We start from the raw sequence: 2,415 nt of genomic DNA on the forward strand, positions 1-2,415 counted from the left end.
TTTTACGGCAGGCTACCATCTTAATTCACTGTCTGAAATTCGGGGGCCACTATAATGACAGGCTCTGACCGTCTTTGCGAGGAGGCAAAGACGACGTGAATTGACTGGATTGCCGCAGCCCTACGGGCTTCGCAATGACAGGCTCTGAACGTCTTTGCGAGGAGGCACCGCCGACGCGGCAATCCAGAGAATTCAAAAAACCCTATTTTTCCGGGCTGGATTAATGGAATGGACGCCCACTTCCTAAAACGGCATCAAAGTGCCAAAGTAGAGGCTGTAAAACAACCACTCAAATAGAAAGGGGCATCCGAAATGAAGACTACAACAATTGGCATTGATTTGGCAAAAATTGTTTTCCAGATTCACGGTGTTGATGAGCGAGGTAAGGTGTCCGTGCGCAAACAACTCAAGCGCGCCGAGATGTCGAGTTACTTTGCGAATCTGGAACCTTGTTTGATTGGCATGGAAGCTTGCGGTAGTGCGCATTATTGGGCGCGCAAGCTGGAAGGTTATGGTCACACGGTTAAGCTGATGGCACCGCAGTTCGTGAAGCCCTATGTTAAAACGAACAAGAACGATATGGCCGATGCCGAGGCGATCTGCGAAGCCGTTGCCCGGCCGAATATGCGGTTTGTGGCAATAAAAACGGTTGAGCAACAGGCGATATTGTCGGTACACCGTGCACGGCAGGGATTTGTGAAGGCCAGAACGGCACAAGGCAATCAGATACGAGGCTTGCTCGCTGAATTCGGAATCGTCATTCCGCAGGGCATACGCTCAATTACCAAGCAGATGCCAGAGATTCTGGAGGACGGTGAAAACGGGTTACCTGGCGCGATGCGCAACTTGCTTGAAAGGCTGACTGAAAATCTGAAAGAGATGGATCGTCAGGTCAAAGAATTGGAAGAAAAAATTCAGTTGTGGCATCGCGAGAATACAGCAAGCCGCAAGCTGGCAGAGATTCCGGGGCTGGGGCCGATTACGGCCAGTGCGATTGTCGCGACAGTGGGTGATGCACGGGAGTTCAAGAATGGTCGTCAGTTGGCGGCATGGATGGGACTGGTACCCAAACAGCACTCCAGTGGCGGCAAGCAGACTCTGCTGGGTATTAGCAAGCGTGGCGACACGTATTTACGCACTTTGATGATCCACGGTGCGCGAGCCGTCATCCGCTTTGCCGAGAACAAGGCTGAACCGAATGTTTGGTTGGGTAAGCTGATGGCACGGCGCAACAAGAACATAGCTGCGGTCGCCCTGGCGAACAAGAATGCGCGGATCGTATGGGCGCTGTTGGCCAACGATCGAATGTTCCGCCCCGATTACACACCGGCAGCCGTTGTTGCCGGAATGTAATCAAGGCGGTTAGTAAAACCAATTTTAACGAGTTGAAGGAGCAATACCACCGATTGCACAGGCAATCATGAAATGATGGCGAGACTGGTCAGACCGTGATTGGGATAGCTCGAAAGAAGCAAGGCACGCGAAGTGCGCTGGATTGATAGAGCCCCAATCAGCGAATTCCATCAGGGATAGAGGCGATAAGTCTCATACAAAATCCGGATGTATGGCTGCAATCTTTACCTAATCAAAATCATGAATTGAAAGCTTGGCAAATGTGGGCGTCCATGTATGCTTCGTCGCAGGCGACTCGCAAAGACAATCCGTCGTTGCGAGACCAAAGGTCGCGGCAACCCAGCAAATCAAAAAGGCCTTTTACAAACACTGGCTTGCTTCTGCGGCTACGCCACATCGCAGCTCATATATCAGTTGCCCATAACGCCCCACACCATTGTTGTTATACGCCTACTTGCATCATCGGCGTATAACTCTCCATCGTATCCATTCAAATCTCGATCATGACAAATCGTCTATCAGATCTAGAAACAACTAAGCCATCGATTTACACAGGGCGCGTGTAGTGGTTGCAAGCATTGCTTCTCTCACCTAGAATTTTTCCGTAATCATTCAGGAGTCACTTCATGACCTCACTTGCCCAACCTTATGAACGCATTGAACTGCGTACTTCATCTGAGATCAAGAAGTTGACTTCCCGTGCTGCGGCGACCGTCGGTGTTTCATTGAGTGCATTTCTAATCACCTCCGCACAGGAGCGTGCAAAGCAGATTCTTATCGGGAGTGAGACCTTGTCATTGTCACCGCGTGACTGGGATGTGTTTTTTACGGCAACGGACAATACCGACAAGCCTCGCCCAAAATTAGACGCCGCAGCCAGTGAATATTTGAAGTGGCGTAATGGTCAAAACGCACTGTGATTGAATTTGACGGCCAGGCTATTCGACAAGTAATTGCATTACGTCACGGGTTACGCCTTGTTCGCCACTTCGGTGAGTAAAAAATCCTTGAACGCCAGCGCGGCGCTGGATAGGCGCTTGTTGTTGCGATGCGCGACAAACC

2 protein-coding genes are annotated in these 2,415 nt (G+C 50.6%); both read left to right on the forward strand.

Annotated features, from left to right (window positions below; genetic code table 11):
• Positions 1-312: 312 nt before the first annotated feature.
• Positions 313-1,353: an IS110 family transposase gene (locus WCG50_RS18905; protein ID WP_336901144.1), complete on the forward strand. Its 1,041-nt coding sequence runs from the start codon at positions 313-315 to the stop codon at positions 1,351-1,353.
• 626 nt (positions 1,354-1,979) lie between these two features.
• Complete coding sequence (locus WCG50_RS18910; RefSeq protein WP_336901145.1) at positions 1,980-2,273, forward strand: DUF1778 domain-containing protein; 294 nt, start codon at positions 1,980-1,982, stop codon at positions 2,271-2,273.
• Positions 2,274-2,415: the final 142 nt, after the last annotated feature.

This window comes from Rhodoferax sp. (assembly GCF_037143375.1).
In the GTDB taxonomy this organism is placed as follows: Bacteria; Pseudomonadota; Gammaproteobacteria; order Burkholderiales; family Burkholderiaceae_C; genus Rhodoferax.

Bases quoted from the DNA above. Each gene is read 5' to 3' on its own strand.
- WCG50_RS18905 (WP_336901144.1), top strand. From the start codon at position 313: ATGAAGACTACAACAATTGGCATTGATTTGGCAAAAATTGTTTTCCAG.
- WCG50_RS18910 (WP_336901145.1), top strand. From the start codon at position 1,980: ATGACCTCACTTGCCCAACCTTATGAACGCATTGAACTGCGTACTTCA.